This is a genomic window from Myxococcus dinghuensis, assembly GCF_024198235.1.
GTDB classification, from domain to species: Bacteria; Myxococcota; Myxococcia; order Myxococcales; family Myxococcaceae; genus Myxococcus; species Myxococcus dinghuensis.
In genome coordinates this window covers 1-14749 of record NZ_JAKCFB010000026.1, presented here as the reverse complement: position 1 = coordinate 14749, position 14749 = coordinate 1, and the positions used below count along the sequence as shown (strand labels likewise).

Below are 14749 nucleotides of genomic sequence, written 5' to 3'. Positions count from 1 at the left end.
GACACTGCCGCGCCCTCCGAGCGTCAACCCCGAGTCGTGGGAACGCCGCGCGTCATGGCGAGGGGCGTCCCGGATGCGGGAATGCCCGTCAGCGGAGCACCCGACCACTCACCCGGAGCGCCGTCCGCGCCGCCCTGCGCACCGCGTCCACGCGCCGCGCCGGCACCCAGGGCGGATCCACGTGCGAATCCCAGTCGAATGTCCGCAATCGGGACAGGAAGCCCTGCCGCACGCATCCTTCCAGGCTGAAGATGTACAGGTCGTGCGTCCAACGGACCGCCAGGCGCAGGTCCCGCGACAGCTCGTTCCAGTCGAGCGGCGGCGTCCCGAGCACGCCGGACAGCTCCACGCCGCCCCCCGTGCTGCCCACCGCGATGGCCGTCGAGCCCGGCGCGTAGCTCCAGAGCCAGGCCGGCCCGTGGGGGCGCAGGAAGCTCGTGTAGAGCATCAGCACCTCCCGGTCCGTGGGCACGTCGAGCACGCCCGCCACGCGCCGCAGCACCGACGAGCGCGCCTGCCGCTCGTCGACGATGACCGGGAACTGGTACGTGTCCACGCGGTGGCCGTCCGCGCGGATGCGCTCCACGAGCGCGGCATAGCCCGCCCGCGCCGTGCGCGAGCGCCCGCCCCGGAGCACGAGCCGGGAGAGCATCCCGGGCAGGCTGCGCAGCGGGGCCTCCGACCAGCGGCGCAGCTCGTGGATGTCGGGCTCGATGTCCAGCCCCACGCCGGCCCACGTCAGGCCGTGCTCCGCGGACCAGGCGCGGAACGCGTCGTAGCGGGCTGCCGCCTGCGGGAGGTTGCCCGCGTGGAACCAGTAGCCCTCCGCGGGAGGCAGCAGCAGCCACGCGGTGACGGGGATGCCCTCGCGGTTGAGTCGACGAATCACCGCGGCGCGCTCGGGGCTCAGGTCGACGAGGCCCAGGCTCACCCCGGCGCGCATCGCCTTCAGGTCGTCGAGCACGCCTTCGGTGTCGAACAGTTCGCGCAGCGGCTCGGGGGCCAGCTCGCAGAAGAAGGTCAGGAAATGGGGTTTCATGGCAGTCTCGCGCGCCCCATACGTGCGCCGTGAAAACGGTGCCCCCCACATGGAGACGCACCATGGAGTTCCATCGAGGCCGACTGTTCGACCACGTCCACCTGCGCGTCAAGGACCTCGACGCGAGCAAGCGTTTCTACCGGGCCGTGCTGGAGGTGGTGGGCGTCCCCGTCTTCGCGGAGAACGCGCATTTCTTCACCGCCGACGAGCTGTTCATCTCTCCCGCCGACCCGGGCGCGCCCGAGGGCCGGGGCGTGCACCTCGCCTTCCAGGCGGACGACCGGGAGACCGTCCACCGCTTCCACGCGGCCGCCCTCGCCGCGGGCGGGACGGACAACGGCGGCCCGGGAGAACGGTCCTATCACCCGGGCTACTACGCCGCGTTCGTGATGGATCCGGACGGCAACAACATCGAGGTGGTGAACCACGGCCCGGCGCGCAAGTCCGCCGCGTCGGTGGTCATCACGCCAGCCTGAGTGAGCGCCGCGCGGGCACCTCACCGCGTCGGAGGACCTCATGCCCGCGAAGGAGTCCCGCGCCCCCGCGAAGCGCGGGACCGGGGCCGCCGCGGCCCTCGCTCCGCCCGCTCCGGCGACTTCCGGAGCGGCGGTGTCCCCCCTCGCGAGGCCGGAGACGGCCTCGCGAAGCCTCCGGTCAGTAGGACCAGGGGAAGCGCTTGAAGTCGCGCTTGCGCTTCTGCACGAACGCGTCGCGGCCCTCCTGGGCCTCGTCGGTGCCGTACGCCAGGCGCGTGGCCTCGCCCGCGAAGAGCTGCTGACCCACCATGCCGTCGTCGGGCAGGTTGAAGGCGTACTTGAGCATCTTGATGGCGGTGGGGCTCTTCGTGTTGATCTCCGCCGCCCACTCCAGCGCGAAGTCCTCCAGCTTCTCGTGCGGCACGACGGCGTTGACCATGCCCATCTGGAACGCCTCCTCCGCGGAGTAGTTGCCGCCGACGAAGAAGATCTCCCGCGCGCGCTTCTGGCCCACCTGCCGCGCCAGCAACGCGGAGCCGTAGCCGCCGTCGAAGCTGGCCACGTCCGCGTCCGTCTGCTTGAACACCGCGTGCTCCTTGCTCGCGATGGTCATGTCGCAGACCACGTGCAGGCTGTGCCCGCCGCCCACCGCCCAGCCCGGCACCACGGCGATGACCGCCTTGGGCAGGAAGCGGATCTGCCGCTGGACCTCGAGGATGTGCAGCCGGCCCAGCCGCGCCGGGTCCGACTCCCCCTCCTCGCCCTGGTACTGGTAGCCGTCCTTGCCGCGGATGCGCTGGTCGCCACCGGAGCAGAACGCCCAGCCGCCGTCCTTGGGCGAGGGGCCGTTGCCGGTGATGAGCACACAGCCCACGTCCGTCATGAAGCGCGTGGCCTCCAGCGCGCGGGCCAGCTCGTCCACCGTGCGCGGCCGGAAGGCGTTGCGGACCTCCGGGCGGTTGAAGGCGATGCGGACCGTGCCCTGGTCCACCGCGCGGTGGAAGGTGATGTCCTTGAATTTGAAGCCCTCGACGGGCTTCCAGCGGTCGGGGTTGAAGAGGGCCGAGACCATGGCGTTCGCACTCGGGAGCAAGGGGGTTGTCAGGGCGCGGACCATACGGGGGCGGGCCAGGAGCGTCCACGGGTTCAACCATCCAGCCCCAGCGCACGGCAGCCCCGGAAGTCCGGAGGGGCACGCGGGTGTCACACGAGGGGACTGGGCGTGGAGCCCGGAAGGTGCCAGCGTGGAGCCCGCACGGTGCCGCCCATCGCGAGGTCCGCCGCCTCATGCCCGCCGACGTCTCCCTCCTCCAGGAAGTCCCCCTCTTCGCCGCGCTGGATGACGAGGAGCGCGCGCTGCTCGCCGCCCAGCTCGAGGAGGTGCGCCTGTCCGCCGGGCAGAAGGTCTTCAGCCGGGGCGACCCCGGGGGCGCCATCTACATCGTCAGCTCCGGGGAGGTGCAGATCTCCGTCGAGGACACCACCGGCCAGGTCATCGTCTTCGAGACGGCCCGGCGCGGGGACTTCTTCGGCGAGCTATCCCTGTTGGACGGAGACCCGCGCAGCGCGGACGCCCGCGCCATCCAGGACACGAGCGCGCTCAAGGTGGACCGCGCCGACCTCCAGATGCTCTTCCAGCGCCACCCCTCCAGCGCCATGGACGTGCTCACCGCCATCGGCCGGCGCCTGCGCGAGGCGGACAAGATGCTGCACAGCCGCCCGTCGCTCAGCCCCAACGAGACGGTGGAGGAGCGGCTGACGCCCATCCAGCGGCTCGCGGACGGCCTGGCCGCCTTCAGCGGCACCTTCACCTTCATGATGCTGCACGCGGCCTGGTTCGCGACGTGGATCGCCATCAACCTGGACTGGGTGCCGGGGCTGCACGCCTTCGACCCGTTCCCCTTCGGCCTGCTCACCATGGTGGTGAGCCTGGAGGCCATCTTCCTGTCGTGCTTCGTGCTCATCAGCCAGAGCCGGCAGGCCGCCAAGGACCGCATCCGCTCCGACGTGGAGTACGAGGCCAACATCCGCGCCGGCATGGAGGTCACCCAGCTCCACGCCAAGCTGGACCACCTGTACGCCCAGACCATGGCCCGCCTGGACGCCGTCGAGCGCGCCCGGAGCGCCTGACGCCGCGCGGCTGACGAGGCCGGGTGCGTCACGCAGCGGGGCGGTGGGCGTCCCGCCTCCGGGACGACGCGGGCTCGCGCCGGAGTCGGAGGCGGATGTCAGACATCCCAGGTAGGGTGACGCCCACGCCACCATGAAACCCGCCGAGAAAGTCCCCATCCTCCTGGAGCGGCTGCGCGAGGCCCATCCGGATGCCCGCTACGAGCTCAACTGGTCCACGCCGTTCGAGCTGCTCGTCGCCACCATCCTCGCGGCCCAGTGCACGGACGAGCGCGTCAACCGCGTCACCGCCACCGTGTTCCCCAAGTACCCGGGCCCCCGCGCCTTCGCGGAGGCGGACACCGCCCTGCTGGAGGAGGACCTCAAGCCCACCGGCTTCTACAAACAGAAGACCAAGTCCGTGCAGGCCATGAGCCGCGCGCTCCTGGAGGACTTCGGCGGGGAGGTGCCGCGCACCGTCAAGGAGCTGGTGACGCTGCCCGGCGTGGCGCGAAAGACAGCCAATGTCGTCCTCAACACCGCCTTCGGCCTGCCGTCCGGCATCATCGTCGACACCCACGTCGCGCGCGTCAGCCACCGCCTGGGGCTGACAAAACATGAAAAACCAGACGTGATTGAAGAAGACCTGATGAAGCTGGTGCCCAAGGAGCAGTGGACCTTCTTCGGGCCGGCCATGGTCCTTCACGGCCGGTATACCTGCACCGCGAAGAAGCCACACTGTGACACGTGTATCGTGAAGGACATCTGCCCACGCATCGGCGTGTAGACCTACCCGCTATCCCCGGGCACCCCACAATCCTTCGTTGACCCGGAAATACGGAGACGCGCGCGCAGGTTGGGGCCAATCCTAATCCAGGACATGACCCCTGTCCCCCTGCCGGTTGGTTCCACCGAGGCGCGTCCCATCGACGCGGGTGAGCGCCTGGTGTTGCTGGACACGCTGCGAGGCTTCGCGCTCTGCGGCGTGTTCATCTCCAATGTCTTCATGTGGTTCAGCGGCAGGGCCTTCCTGCCGAAAGAGCAGATGGACGCCCTGCTGGCGAACATGTCGCTGCTGGACAAGCTGCTGCTGCCCACCGTCACGGTGCTCGTCTTCGGACGGTTCATCACCATCTTCTCGTTCCTCTTCGGGCTGGGGTTCGCGGTGCAGTTGGGGCGGGCGGAGGCGCGGGGCGGCCAGGTGGGCGGGGTGTACTCGCGGCGGCTGGGGGTGATGTTCCTGCTGGGGCTGTGCCACCTGTTCCTCATCTGGTACGGCGACATCCTCACCAACTACGCGTTGCTCGGCTTCGGGTTGTTGCTGTTCCGGAAGCGGACGGACCGGACCCTGCTGGTGTGGGCGGCGGTGTTCGTCTTCGTGTGGCCGCTCCTGGGACAACTGGTGCTCAAGCTGCCCCAATTGCTGGCGGACACGCCGGAGGCCGCGGCGGCCATCGCCAAGGCGGAGACGGACCGGGTCTACGCGAGCAAGGCGGTGACCCTGGCGGCGTTCCAACACGGCAGTTGGCTGGAGGTGGTGCGGGGCGCGGCGACCTTCTACCTGAAGGACTTCCTCCCCATGATTGGGATTGGCGCGTTCGCCATCTTCGGGCGGTTCCTGCTCGGCCTCTACGCGGGGCGGCGCCGGCTGTTCCATGACGCGGCCCAGCACCTGGGCTTCTTCCGCAAGCTGCTCGCGTGGGGCGTCGGGCTGGGGCTGGTGGGGAGCTCCGCGTCGGTGGTGCTGCAGCAGCTCATCATCCGGAAGGTGCTGAACCCGGAGACGCTGCCGCCCTGGGTCGGGCTGGTGATGTCGCCCCTGCGCAACCTGGGGGAGCTGGGCGTCGCCGCGGCCTATGTGTCGGCCATCACCCTGCTCTTCCACCGCGCGGCGTGGCAGCGGGTGCTGACGGTGCTCGCGCCGGTGGGGCGCATGGCGCTGACCAACTACCTGTCGCAGTCCGTCATCAGCGTCTTCGTCTTCTACGGGTTCGGGCTGGGCCTCATCACCCGGCTGTCCCCCATCGTCTGCATCCTCTATTGCCTGGGCGTCTTCGCGGTCCAGGGGGTGTTCAGCCACCTGTGGCTGTCCCGGTTCCGCTTCGGGCCGGCCGAGTGGCTGTGGCGCTCGCTGACCTACGGAAAGGCCCAGCCCATGCGCCGCGCCCCGGAGGCGGGGGTCCCCGTGCCGGCGTCGTAGCGCCCCGGCGCGTCCAAGGCCCGTGGGGTCTGCCTCGGAGCCCGCCGCCCCGGGGGACGGGACCTCGCCGGGAAACCCACACTCCGGGTAAGGGCCACCCACGGCGGACTCCGGGTGTGGCAGACTTACGCGGACCATGTGGGATTGGGTCAGCCAGTTGGGCGAGTGGGCGCGGCAGGAGGCGCCCTTCGCCGTGGCCACCGTCACGAACTGCCAGGGAAGCACGCCCGCGGAGCCGGGGGCGAAGCTGCTCGTGCGCGCGGACGGGGCGTTCCACGGGACGGTGGGCGGCGGCCACCTGGAGCAGCTCGTCCTCGCGGACGCGCGGGCCTGCCTCGAGCGGGGCGAGTCTCGCGCGTTCCGCTATCCGCTGGGCTCGAAGCTCGGCCAGTGCTGTGGAGGCGTGGTGGACGTGTTCGTGGAGCCCGTGAATCACGGGCCCCGGCTGTACCTGTTCGGGGCCGGCCACGTGGGCCAGGCGCTGTGCCGCATCCTGGAGGGGACGCCCTTCCGCATCGACCTCATCGACGAGCGCCCGGAGTGGCTGCACGGCGAGCGCATCCCCGCGGCGGTGCGGCGGCACGAGGAGCCCTGGGAGACGTTCTTCGGCGCCGCCGCCTGGGATGCGCGCCGCACGTACGTGGCGGTGATGACGCACCGGCACGACCTGGACCAGGACGTCATCGCGGCCGCGCTGGAGAAGCCGGCGCGCTACATCGGCCTGATTGGCAGCAAGTCGAAGTGGGCCCGCTTCCGGCAGCGGCTCGAGGCGCGCGGCACGCCCGCCGCGCTGCTGGGCCGGGTGCAGTGTCCCATGGGGCTGGAGATCGGCGGGAAGTCGCCGCAGGAGGTCGCGGTGAGCATCGCCGCGGGCCTGCTCCAGCTCCACCATCAACCCTTCATCGAGAACCACGCCGGGCCCTCGCGCTCGGAGCCGCCTCGCCTGCGCGAGGTTTCGTCGGGAGAATGAGCACCATGTTCGAGTTCCGGCTCAACGGGGACCTGGTCCGCGTCGAGGACACGTCGCCCAACACCACGCTGCTCGACTTCCTGCGCGCGCGCGGCGCCACGGGGACGAAGCAGGGCTGCGCGGAGGGCGACTGTGGCGCCTGCACCGTGGCCATGGTGGACCGAGACGCCCGCGGCGAGCGCGTCCTGCGCGCCTTCAACAGCTGCATCGCGCTGCTGCCCATGGTGGCCGGGCGCGAGCTGGTGACGGTGGAGGGCGTGGGCACGCGCGAGAAGCCCCACCCCGTGCAGCAGGCCATGGTGAAGCACTACGGCTCGCAGTGTGGCTTCTGCACGCCGGGCTTCATCGTCTCCATGGCGGAGGCGTACTCGCGCCCGGCGGTCTGTTCCCCGGAGACGGTGGCGGACCAATTGTGCGGCAACATCTGTCGCTGCACCGGCTACCGCCCCATCCGAGACGCGATGATGGAGGCGCTCGCCGCGCGCGACGCGGCCGTGGGGCTGAAGGCGCTCCCGCATGCGCCGCTCGGGGGCCCCGCGGCCCCGCTGCCCGCGCTGAGCTACGAGGCCCGGGGCCAGACGTTCCTGCGCCCCACCTCCTGGGAGGAGCTGCTCCGGTTGAGGGCCGCGCACCCGGAGGCCGTCCTGGTGGCCGGGGCGACCGAGCTGGGCGTGGACATCACCAAGAAGTCCCGCCGCTATCCGTTCCTCCTCTCGACGGAGGGCGTGCCGTCGCTGCGCGACATCCGACGCGAGCCGGACGGCTGGCACGTGGGCGGGGCCGCGTCGCTGGTGGAGCTGGAGGACGCGCTCGGTGGCGAGCATCCCGAACTGGGGAAGATGCTCAACGTCTTCGCCTCCCGGCAGATCCGCCAGCGCGCCACGCTCTCCGGCAACCTGGTGACGGCGTCGCCCATCGGCGACATGGCGCCGGTGTTGCTGGCGCTGGACGCGCGGATGGTGCTCGCGTCCGTGCGGGGCGAGCGCACGGTGGCCCTGTCGGACTTCTTCCTCGGCTACCGCAAGACGGCGCTCCAGCCGGACGAGGTGGTGCGCGCCATCGTCATCCCCCACCCGCCCGCGAAGGACAGCGGCCTGCGGCGGGTGTCGGACTCGTTCAAGGTGTCGAAGCGGCGCGAGCTGGACATCAGCATCGTCGCGGCGGGCTTCCGGGTGGACCTGGATGCCGGCGACGTGGTGCGCGTGGCGCGGCTGGGCTACGGCGGCGTGGCGGCGACGCCCATCCGCGCGCGCCGCACGGAGGAGCTGCTCGTCGGCAAGCCCTGGACGCGCGAGACGGTGGCCGAGGTGCTGCCGGTGCTCGCGGGCGAGCTGTCCCCCATCAGCGACCTGCGCGGCGGCGCGGAGTACCGCCGGGGCCTCATCGTGGGGTTGTTCGAGAAGTTCTTCTCGGGCGAACACAGCCCGGCCATCGACGCGGCGCCGCGCTTCCTGGTGGGAGAGGCGCCGCCCGCGGCGGACTCCGGGCGCGAGCTGCGCCACGAGAGCGCCCTGGGGCACGTCACCGGGTCGGCGCAGTACGTGGACGACCTCGCGCAGAAGCAGCCCATGCTGGAGGTCTGGCCCGTCTGCGCGCCCCACGCGCACGCGCGCATCCTCCGCCGGGACGCCTCCGCGGCGCGGGCGCTGCCCGGGGTGGTGACGGTGCTGCTCGCGGAGGACATCCCGGGGGCGAACGACACGGGGCCCATCCGCCACGACGAGCCGCTGCTGGCGAAGGACGAGGTCCTCTTCCACGGGCAGGTGGTCGCGCTGGTGGTGGGTGAGTCCATCGAGGCGTGCCGCGCCGCCGCGAAGCAGGTGGTCGTGGAGTACGAACCGCGGCCCGCGGTCCTCACGCTGGAGGACGCCATCGCCCAGGGCAGCTACCACACCGAGCCGCACCTCATCCGGCGAGGGGACGTGGACGCCGCGCTGACGGCGAGCCCCCACCGGCTGTCCGGCGTCGTCACGCTGGGTGGGCAGGAGCACTTCTACCTGGAGACCCACGCGGCCTTCGCCGAGCCGGGGGACGACGGCGACGTCACCGTGACGTCGTCCACGCAGCACCCCTCCGAGGTGCAGGCCATCATCTCGCATGTCCTCGACGTGCCACGCAGCCATGTGGTGGTGCGCTCGCCGCGCATGGGCGGCGGCTTCGGCGGCAAGGAGACCCAGGGCAATGCACCCGCGGCGCTGGTGGCGCTCGCCGCGTGGAAGACGGGGCGACCGGTGCGGTGGATGCTCGACCGCGACGTGGACATGACGACGACGGGCAAGCGTCACCCCTTCCACGCGACGTTCGAGGTCGGCTTCGACGAGCGCGGGGGGCTGCTGGCGCTGCGCGCGCAGTTGGTCTCCAACGGAGGCTGGTCCCTGGACCTGTCCGAGTCCATCACCGACCGCGCCCTCTTCCACCTCGACAACGCCTACTACGTACCGACGGTGAGCTATTCGGGCCGGGTGGCGAAGACACACCTGGTGTCGAACACGGCGTTCCGCGGCTTCGGCGGGCCCCAGGGCATGCTCGTGTGCGAGGAGATCCTCGACCGGGTGGCGCGCACGCTCGGCCTGCCGCCGGAGGCGGTGCGCGAGCGCAACTTCTACCGAGGCAAGGGAGAGACGAACACCACGCACTACGGCCAGGAGTTGGACGACGAGCGCCTGCCGCAGTTGTGGACGGAGCTGAAGACGTCGTCCGAGTTCGAGCGACGGCGCCAGGAGGTGGATGCGTTCAACGCCGGCTCTCCGCGCATCAAGCGTGGACTGGCGATGACGCCCATGAAGTTCGGCATCTCCTTCACGGCGACGCTGCTCAACCAGGCGGGCGCGCTGCTGCACGTGTATCGGGACGGATCGGTGTTGCTGTCGCATGGCGGCACGGAGATGGGCCAGGGCCTGCACACGAAGATTCAGGGCGTGGCGATGCGCGAGCTGGGGCTGCCGGCCAGCGCCATCCGCATCGCGAAGACGGCGACGGACAAGGTGCCCAACACCTCCGCGACGGCGGCCTCCAGCGGCTCGGACCTGAATGGCGCGGCCGTGCGCGAGGCCTGCGTCAGCATCCGCGAACGGCTGGTGCCCGTGGCGGTGAAGCTCCTCTCGGAGAAGCACGGCATCGGAGTGGTACCGGAGGCGCTGGTGTTCCAGGACGGCCTCGTGGGCCTGCGGGACACGCCCACGGTCTGCGCGCCCTTCGCCAAGGTGGTGGAGGCGGCGTACGCGGCGCGGGTGGGCCTGTCCGTGACGGGCTACTACCGGACGCCGGGCATCGGCTACGACCGGGTGAAGGGCCGGGGACGCCCGTTCCTGTACTTCACGTACGGCGCGGCGGTGACGGAGGTGGAGGTGGATGGCCACACGGGCATGAAGCGCGTGCTGCGCGTGGACGTGTTGGAGGACGTGGGTGACTCTCTCAACCCGGGCCTGGATCGGGGGCAGATCGAAGGCGGCTTCGTCCAGGGCATGGGCTGGCTGACGGGGGAAGACCTGCGGTGGGATGCGCAGGGCCGGCTGCTCACGCACTCGGCCAGCACCTACGCGGTGCCCGCCTTCAGCGACGCGCCCGTGGACTTCCGGGTGCAACTGATGAAGCGCGCCACGCAGCACAACGTCATCCACGGCAGCAAGGCCGTGGGTGAGCCGCCGCTGATGCTCGCGCTGTCCGTGCGCGAGGCGCTTCGCGACGCGGTGGGCGCGTTCGGCAAGGCCGGAGGCCCGGTGGAGCTGGCCTCCCCCGCCACGCACGAAGCCTTGTTCCTCGCCATCCAGAAGCGCCTGGCGCACGGGGCGGAGGCGACGGGCCGCGAGGCCGCGTAGGAGGCCGCTATCCGCCGCGCGGCGATTCGATTCGACGCGCGGCGGTGCAAATGCATCGATTGCCGGCCGGGGCCCTGCCTGCTGAACACGGGCCATGCGCCGACATGAGCTGAGCGATGCCCAGTGGAACCACATCAAGCCAGTCTTGGGCTCCAGGACTGGCCCTCCCTCAAGAAGGGGCGACCGTGACTTCATCGATGCGGTGGTGTGGCGCGTGAAGACGGGAGTGCAGTGGCGGGACCTGCCAGAGCGGTTCGGCAACTGGAAGACCTCTACAATCGATTCCACCGTTGGGCGCGAACTGGGCGCTGGGAGGCCATCTTCAAGGATCTTCAGCTCGACGTGGATGTAGTCGACTCGCTGGCTGATGCCTCCGTCGTCCGGGCCCACCAGGATGCCTCGGGCGGAAAAGGGGGGCTCCGAAGCAATGCTCTTGGGCGTTCTCGAGGAGGCTTTTCAACGAAAGTTCACGCCGTCACAACGACGAACGGTAAGCCGCTCCACCTCGCCCTGACACAGGGGCAGCAGCACGAGTCCACGATGGCCCAGGAGCTTCTCGTGCATGCAGAGGGCGATGCCTTCATCGCGGACACGGCCTATGACGCGGACCACATCCGCTCCGATGTCCGGAAGCTTGGGATGAAGCCAGTCATTCACTCCCACCCAGGCCGAAAGCGGCGGTTGCCGTTGGGCCGCCCCCTCTATCGGCTCGAGTGCTGCTTCCACGACCTCAAGCGCTTTCGCGCCGTTGCCACCCACTACGACAAGACGGCGACCTGCTACCTCGCCGTCCTACACGTCGCAGCCATGCTTCTCTGGCTGCACTAATCAGGGACAGCCCCTAGCGGGAGCAGATGCCGCTCGACGCTCCCGAGACCTTGCGACAGTAGAGCGCGCAGCACGAGCTGTTGTACAGACACTGCGCGCCCAGGGGAATGCACATCTGGGCATTGCGCTCGACGTCTGTCTCCACGACTTCCACCTGTTCGGACTGAGTGGGTTCCATGTCCGTCGAGGATGCAGACAGCTCTTCGCCGCCACAGCCGAACAACATCATCGCCAGCACGAGGGGCATGCTCTGCAGGAGTTGTTTCATGGTGCGCTCCACAGACGTGAAATGTCGCGGGTTCACTGCGGTGAGAAAGGATTACCAGGTGGCGTACACCTGAAGGAGCCAGCGCGGATCCCCGACGCTCTCATGGCCACAGTTGTATTGAATCCACCAGATGAGCGGCGGGTCACCGCGGGTCTCCCCCGCGGCGATGCACTCCTCCAGCGTGTCGAAGTAGCCGTAGTGGATCCAATTCCAGACGGTGAGCGTCTCGGGCGTGCCGGAGACGCGCTCACCGGCAAGGGCGGACATTGGACCGAGAAACACACCGGCAAGGGCGGCGGCGAGTCTTCTGCGCATGGGGCACTCCCGGGCGAGGTACCGCGAGCGTGGCGCAATGCTCCAACCGAAGTCAATCTTTCATATTATTTTCGAATTTCAGCTTAGGCATGAATGTGTGTGACTGTCAGCGCTGAGCCTTCTTCTGGCCCGCGCTGGTGGCGTCCGCAATGAGGCACCTCACCGAGTACAGATTCATCGTGCCGAGGCTGTTCTCGGGCTCCAGGTCCGAGACCTTCTGGAAGAACGTGGTGGCGCGCGCATAGTCGCGCTGGTGGTTGAGGACGATCATCCCCAGCCGGTTGTAGAGCGCGCTGAGGACGGCGCTACCCGCGTGGCCTCCGCCGTGGGCCTGGCGCGGGGCGTCCCATGGGGCTCCGGCTCTGTCAGCAGCGCGCGCACCAGGGAGACGTTGTCCCGAGGCGGCAGGTCCTCCACGTGGCGCACCAGGAGCAGCTCGCACCGGGTGCACTGGAAGTCCTTCATCTGCGTGGGGACGCCGCAGGAGCCATGAAGTCGAAGCCCTCGGCCAGCCGGACCGACACCTGCTCGAGCAACTCCGAGCGACCTTCGCCTGGGCCAGCTTCTCCGTGGACACGAAGCGCGTCTGGAACTCCTGCGCCAGCAGCCGCAGTACCGGCGTCTCGTCCACGCCCAGGCGCACCAGGCACTCGCCCAGCTTCTGACCGGTCTCCTGCTGATGGGCGGGCGCCCGGGACAACAGCTCAGACGTCAACACGCCGTCCAGCAGCAGCACGAGTCCACGATGGCCCAGGAGCTTCTCGTGCATGCAGAGGGCGATGCCTTCATCGCGGACACGGCCTATGACGCGGACCACATCCGCTCCGATGTCCGGAAGCTCGAGATGAAGCCGGTCATTCACTCCCACCCAGGCCGAAAGCGGCGGTTGCCGTTGGGCCGCCCCCTCTATCAGCTCCGCTATCGGCTCGAGTGCTGCTTCCACGACCTCAAGCGCTTTCGCGCCGTTGCCACCCGCTACGACAAGACGGCGACCTGCTACCTCGCCGTCCAGCACGTCGCAGCCATGCTTCTCTGGCTGCACTAATCAGGGACAGCCCCTAGGCGGCCTCGACGCGCTCGGAGTACGCGTCGAACGCCTTCTTCCACGCCGGGCGCTCGGTGCAGCGCTTGCGGTAGGCGAGGATGTTCGCGTGCGGTGCCAACAGCGATGGATCGGTGCCGCCGCCCAGGACGTGCGTCATCAGGATGTCCGCGACAGTGAAGTCGTCTGTCGCGATGAACGTGCGGTTCGCGAGCCACCCATCGAGTTGCTGAAGGCGCATCGCGGACCATTGATTCAGCGCATCGCTCGGCTTGGTTCCCTTGCCGCCGTTCAGGTCGACGAACCACAGCGTCAACACTGGCACTTCGATCGTATTCAGCGCGGCCACGGACCAGCGCAGGACCTGCGCTTCGCCGGCGAGGTCACTCGGCATCAGCTTACCGCTCTTGCGCGCGAGGTAGAGCAGGATCGCGCCTGACTCGGTGACCACGACGCCGTCGTCGTCGATCACGGGAAGCTGCCCGAACGGGTTCTTCGCGCGGAACTCGGACGAGTCCAGATCGTGGTTGGGGTGATCCATGCCGACGATCTCGTACGGTCCTCCGATCTCTTCGAGTGCCCAGAGCACGCGCAGGTCACGCGTGTTGCCGCGCGCCATCTTGTTGACTCGCGAGAAGCTGTAGACCTTGAGCATGCGCCCACCCTACTCCGCGAGCCCCCCTGCGGCCAGCCGCCGCTCTCGAACTTCGAGAGGTGCTTGAACTGCGGAGGGTCGTGCAGTCGCCACCGCATCGCCTCCACCTCCGAGGCATCCTCCATCAGCCTCGCCGCCATCTCTTGACGGTCGCCAACATGCACGACACACGCGGGAGCGTCCCGCGATTGGAACCCGTGCTCGGTGATGGGGTCCTCGGGCCAGCGCCGTCTCATTCATGACGCAGCGGCCTGGTTCGCCTTCTGCGACTACCCGCATCAACCGCCATGAGCACCGTAGTAGGCACAACAATCAGGGCCTGAAAGAAGATCTACTCGAATTGAGCATAAATCAGATCGGCTCGACTTAAGTCAGCCCCCTCGAGCTGAGCGTTTTGAAGAGATGCCCGACTCAGATTCACGCCTCTGAGATGGGCTCGCCGGAGAAAAGCGCCAGTCAAATCCATTGACGACATATCGGCACCATCAAACACTGCATCATCAAGACATGCTCCGCGCGCACGCACACCATGCATCATCGCATTGCTGGCATCGACCCGACAGAGCGAGGCATTATCAAGCCTCGCCCCCATCATTTGGACCTTCACCAAGCTACATCCATCGAGGCGGGCATAATCAAGCCAGACACAAGTAACAGCCCCTAACGAAAGTCAGGAATGGACTGGTCGCAGGTGGGGACCAGCCCCAGGTTGAGGGGCATGGATCGCGAACTCGTCCCCGACGCCTTCTGGCAGCGCGTGGCTCCCTTGCTCCCTCCTCCTCGCCCCAAGAAGAAGCTGGGTCGACCTCGAGCTGACGACAGGGCGGCACTGGAGGCCATCGTCTTCGTGCTCCGAAGCGGCATTCCCTGGGAGATGTTGCCCCGCAAGCAGTTCGGCCTGTCGGGCATGACGGCCTGGCGCCGACTGGAGGAATGGACCCGAGCAGGCGTGTGGGAGAAGCTGCAAGAGCGGCTGCTCGACGAGTTGGGCCTGCGAGGCAAGGTCGACTTCTCCAGGGCCTCCATCGA

The 14749-nt window shown here is 69.0% G+C and carries 17 protein-coding genes; 10 read left to right on the top strand and 7 right to left on the bottom strand.

The features are described 5' to 3' along the window. Positions 1-88 precede the first annotated feature (88 nt). Positions 89-1039, bottom strand: coding sequence for a hypothetical protein (locus LZ198_RS28410; RefSeq protein WP_253975222.1), 951 nt, complete (start codon positions 1037-1039; stop codon positions 89-91). A gap of 62 nt (positions 1040-1101) precedes the next feature. Between LZ198_RS28410 and LZ198_RS28405 the strand changes: the two genes are divergently transcribed. Next, positions 1102-1515 (top strand): VOC family protein, encoded by a 414-nt coding sequence (locus tag LZ198_RS28405; RefSeq protein WP_253975221.1) that lies wholly within the window; start codon positions 1102-1104, stop codon positions 1513-1515. A gap of 178 nt (positions 1516-1693) precedes the next feature. Here LZ198_RS28405 and LZ198_RS28400 read toward each other — a convergent pair whose 3' ends face one another. After that, positions 1694-2587, bottom strand: coding sequence for a 1,4-dihydroxy-2-naphthoyl-CoA synthase (locus tag LZ198_RS28400; protein WP_253975220.1), 894 nt, complete (start codon positions 2585-2587; stop codon positions 1694-1696). A gap of 215 nt (positions 2588-2802) precedes the next feature. On the opposite strand from LZ198_RS28400, the gene LZ198_RS28395 reads away from it, so the two are divergent. The 7 genes from LZ198_RS28395 (at position 2803) to LZ198_RS28370 (ending at position 11440) form a co-directional block, all read left to right on the top strand. Further along, positions 2803-3645, top strand: coding sequence for a DUF1003 domain-containing protein (locus LZ198_RS28395; protein ID WP_253975219.1), 843 nt, complete (start codon positions 2803-2805; stop codon positions 3643-3645). Positions 3646-3778: 133 nt separating this feature from the next. Next, on the top strand, positions 3779-4411 hold the full coding sequence (gene nth, locus LZ198_RS28390; RefSeq protein WP_253975218.1) for an endonuclease III: 633 nt from the start codon (positions 3779-3781) through the stop codon (positions 4409-4411). A 93-nt stretch (positions 4412-4504) separates the two neighbouring features. After that, on the top strand, positions 4505-5824 hold the full coding sequence (locus tag LZ198_RS28385; protein WP_253975217.1) for a DUF418 domain-containing protein: 1320 nt from the start codon (positions 4505-4507) through the stop codon (positions 5822-5824). A gap of 136 nt (positions 5825-5960) precedes the next feature. Continuing rightward, a complete protein-coding gene (gene xdhC, locus LZ198_RS28380) occupies positions 5961-6794 on the top strand; it encodes a xanthine dehydrogenase accessory protein XdhC (RefSeq protein WP_253975216.1) in 834 nt (277 codons plus the stop codon). Then, positions 6791-10612 (top strand): xanthine dehydrogenase molybdopterin binding subunit, encoded by a 3822-nt coding sequence (xdhB, locus tag LZ198_RS28375; RefSeq protein ID WP_253975215.1) that lies wholly within the window; start codon positions 6791-6793, stop codon positions 10610-10612. The genes xdhC and xdhB overlap by 4 nt, the downstream gene beginning before the upstream one ends. A gap of 94 nt (positions 10613-10706) precedes the next feature. Then, positions 10707-10964, top strand: a complete 258-nt coding sequence (locus LZ198_RS43710; protein ID WP_407667477.1) for a transposase — start codon at positions 10707-10709, stop codon at positions 10962-10964. After that, complete coding sequence (locus tag LZ198_RS28370; protein ID WP_256559983.1) at positions 10874-11440, top strand: IS5 family transposase; 567 nt, start codon at positions 10874-10876, stop codon at positions 11438-11440. Before LZ198_RS43710 ends, LZ198_RS28370 begins: the two co-directional genes overlap by 91 nt. A 13-nt stretch (positions 11441-11453) precedes the next feature. Here LZ198_RS28370 and LZ198_RS28365 read toward each other — a convergent pair whose 3' ends face one another. From LZ198_RS28365 to LZ198_RS28355, 3 genes are all read right to left on the bottom strand, one after another. Next, on the bottom strand, positions 11454-11708 hold the full coding sequence (locus tag LZ198_RS28365) for a hypothetical protein (protein WP_253975214.1): 255 nt from the start codon (positions 11706-11708) through the stop codon (positions 11454-11456). 51 nt (positions 11709-11759) lie between these two features. Continuing rightward, positions 11760-11975, bottom strand: coding sequence for a hypothetical protein (locus LZ198_RS28360; RefSeq protein ID WP_253975213.1), 216 nt, complete (start codon positions 11973-11975; stop codon positions 11760-11762). A gap of 154 nt (positions 11976-12129) precedes the next feature. After that, positions 12130-12792 (bottom strand): hypothetical protein, encoded by a 663-nt coding sequence (locus LZ198_RS28355; protein WP_253975212.1) that lies wholly within the window; start codon positions 12790-12792, stop codon positions 12130-12132. On the opposite strand from LZ198_RS28355, the gene LZ198_RS28350 reads away from it, so the two are divergent. Continuing rightward, the gene (locus LZ198_RS28350) at positions 12769-13068 is read left to right on the top strand and encodes a transposase (protein ID WP_253975211.1); all 300 of its coding nucleotides are present in this window, start codon (positions 12769-12771) and stop codon (positions 13066-13068) included. The genes LZ198_RS28355 and LZ198_RS28350 overlap by 24 nt on opposite strands. Before the next feature lie 13 nt (positions 13069-13081). On the opposite strand, the gene LZ198_RS28345 is transcribed toward LZ198_RS28350, so the two are convergent. Together LZ198_RS28345 and LZ198_RS43705 are read right to left on the bottom strand one after the other, a co-directional pair. Next, complete coding sequence (locus LZ198_RS28345; RefSeq protein WP_253975210.1) at positions 13082-13720, bottom strand: glutathione S-transferase family protein; 639 nt, start codon at positions 13718-13720, stop codon at positions 13082-13084. 331 nt (positions 13721-14051) lie between these two features. After that, positions 14052-14327 (bottom strand): pentapeptide repeat-containing protein, encoded by a 276-nt coding sequence (locus tag LZ198_RS43705; protein WP_407667476.1) that lies wholly within the window; start codon positions 14325-14327, stop codon positions 14052-14054. Positions 14328-14438: 111 nt separating this feature from the next. Between LZ198_RS43705 and LZ198_RS28340 the strand changes: the two genes are divergently transcribed. After that, positions 14439-14749 (top strand): transposase (locus LZ198_RS28340; protein WP_253975209.1); only part of this gene is annotated, 311 nt, incomplete at its 3' end.

Excerpts from the sequence above, each read along its gene's own strand:
- xdhC (WP_253975216.1), top strand. The coding sequence starts at position 5,961 with ATGTGGGATTGGGTCAGCCAGTTGGGCGAGTGGGCGCGGCAGGAGGCG.
- LZ198_RS28345 (WP_253975210.1), bottom strand. The coding sequence starts at position 13,720 with ATGCTCAAGGTCTACAGCTTCTCGCGAGTCAACAAGATGGCGCGCGGC.
- xdhB (WP_253975215.1), top strand. The coding sequence starts at position 6,791 with ATGAGCACCATGTTCGAGTTCCGGCTCAACGGGGACCTGGTCCGCGTC.
- LZ198_RS28395 (WP_253975219.1), top strand. The coding sequence starts at position 2,803 with ATGCCCGCCGACGTCTCCCTCCTCCAGGAAGTCCCCCTCTTCGCCGCG.
- LZ198_RS28360 (WP_253975213.1), bottom strand. The coding sequence starts at position 11,975 with ATGTCCGCCCTTGCCGGTGAGCGCGTCTCCGGCACGCCCGAGACGCTC.
- LZ198_RS28365 (WP_253975214.1), bottom strand. The coding sequence starts at position 11,708 with ATGAAACAACTCCTGCAGAGCATGCCCCTCGTGCTGGCGATGATGTTG.
- LZ198_RS28405 (WP_253975221.1), top strand. The coding sequence starts at position 1,102 with ATGGAGTTCCATCGAGGCCGACTGTTCGACCACGTCCACCTGCGCGTC.
- LZ198_RS28385 (WP_253975217.1), top strand. The coding sequence starts at position 4,505 with ATGACCCCTGTCCCCCTGCCGGTTGGTTCCACCGAGGCGCGTCCCATC.
- LZ198_RS28355 (WP_253975212.1), bottom strand. The coding sequence starts at position 12,792 with ATGCACGAGAAGCTCCTGGGCCATCGTGGACTCGTGCTGCTGCTGGAC.
- LZ198_RS28350 (WP_253975211.1), top strand. The coding sequence starts at position 12,769 with ATGGCCCAGGAGCTTCTCGTGCATGCAGAGGGCGATGCCTTCATCGCG.
- LZ198_RS28400 (WP_253975220.1), bottom strand. The coding sequence starts at position 2,587 with ATGGTCTCGGCCCTCTTCAACCCCGACCGCTGGAAGCCCGTCGAGGGC.
- LZ198_RS43710 (WP_407667477.1), top strand. The coding sequence starts at position 10,707 with ATGCGCCGACATGAGCTGAGCGATGCCCAGTGGAACCACATCAAGCCA.
- nth (WP_253975218.1), top strand. The coding sequence starts at position 3,779 with ATGAAACCCGCCGAGAAAGTCCCCATCCTCCTGGAGCGGCTGCGCGAG.
- LZ198_RS28410 (WP_253975222.1), bottom strand. The coding sequence starts at position 1,039 with ATGAAACCCCATTTCCTGACCTTCTTCTGCGAGCTGGCCCCCGAGCCG.